Below are 1,674 nucleotides of genomic sequence, written 5' to 3' on the forward strand. Positions count from 1 at the left end.
CACCTTGATCATTTGCGACGCCTTCACCAATTTTGTTTCCATCTTTATCAAAGATTTCAACTTTAGATTTAGGTTCAGCATTCACAGAAATCGTTGGCGTCATATGAGCTTGTCCTGTTAAATCAGTAGTGATAACTGGTTTAACTGGAGCTGTTGTATCAGTTGCCTTGATTGAGTCAGAAGCGTCAGATGTATTCGGTGATTCCGCATTATCCGTTGCTTTGGCTGTAATATTACCTTCAGGTAATGGTGTTGTTGGAGTAATTTCAGCCACACCTTGATCATTGGCAATAGCTTCACCAATTTTGTTGCCGTCTTTATCGAATAATTCAACATTAGAACCTGGCTCAGCATTTACAGAAATCGTTGGCGTCATATGAGCTTGTCCTGTTAAATCAGTTGTGATGACAGGTTTAGTCGGAGCCGTTGTATCAGTTGCCTTGACTGGATCAGAAGCGTCAGATGTATTCGGTGATTCCGCATTATCCGTTGCTTTGGCCGTAATATTACCTTCAGGTAATGGTGTTGTTGGCGTAATTTCAGCCACACCTTGATCATTGGCAATAGCTTCACCAATTTTGTTGCCGTCTTTATCGAATAATTCAACATTAGAACCTGCTTCAGCATTCACAGAAATCGTTGGCGTCATATGAGCTTGGCCTGTTAAGTCTGTAGTGATGACAGGTTTAGCCGGCGCTGTTGTATCTGTTGCCTTGATTGGATTAGAAGCGTCAGACGTATTCGGTGTTTCTGCGTTATCTGTCGCTTTGGCCGTAATATTACCTTCAGGTAATGGTGTTGTTGGCGTAATTTCAACTACACCTTGATCATTTGCGACGCCTTCACCAATTTTGTTTCCATCTTTATCAAATAATTCAACAGTAGAACCTGCTTCAGCATTCACAGAAATCGTTGGCGTCATATGAGCTTTACCAGTTAAATCAGTTGTGATGACAGGTTTAGTCGGAGCAGTTGTATCTGTCGCCTTGATTGGGTCAGAAGCATCAGACGTATTCGGTGTTTCTGCGTTATCTGTTGCTTTGGCCGTAATATTACCTTCAGGTAATGGTGTTGTTGGTGTGATTTGAGCGACACCTTGATCATTGGCCATAGCTTCACCAATTTTGTTGCCATCTTTATCGAATAATTCAACATTAGAACCTGGTTCAGCGTTTACAGAAATCGTTGGCGTCATATGAGCTTGGCCTATTAAGTCTGTAGTGATGACAGGTTTAACCGGAGCCGTTGTATCTGTCGCCTTGATTGGGTCAGAAGCGTCCGACGTATTCGGTGTTTCTGCGTTATCTGTTGCTTTCGCCGTAATATTACCTTCAGGTAATGGCGTTGTCGGTGTAATTTCAGCGATACCTTGATCATTTGCGACCCCTTCACCAATTTTGTTTCCGTCTTTATCGAATAATTCGACTGTAGAACCTGGTTCAGCGTTTACAGAAATCGTTGGCGTCATATGAGCTTGTCCTGTTAAATCAGTAGTGATAACTGGTTTAACTGGAGCTGTTGTATCTGTCGCTTTGATTGGATCAGAAGCATCAGACGTATTTGGTGTTTCTGCATTATCTGTTGCTTTCGCCGTAATATTACCTTCAGGTAATGGTCTAGTTGGCGTAATTTCAGCGACACCTTGATCATTCGCCATTGCTTCACCAATTTTGT

Annotated in this window: 1 pseudogene; it reads right to left on the reverse strand. The window is 42.2% G+C overall.

The window, feature by feature from the left end:
* Positions 1–1,657, reverse strand: a pseudogene (locus tag LQ608_RS12310) (YSIRK signal domain/LPXTG anchor domain surface protein); the annotation flags it as partial.
* Positions 1,658–1,674: the final 17 nt, after the last annotated feature.

Origin of the sequence: Mammaliicoccus sp. H-M34, from assembly GCF_022386495.1 — a bacterium.
GTDB classification, from domain to species: domain Bacteria; phylum Bacillota; class Bacilli; order Staphylococcales; family Staphylococcaceae; genus Mammaliicoccus; species Mammaliicoccus fleurettii.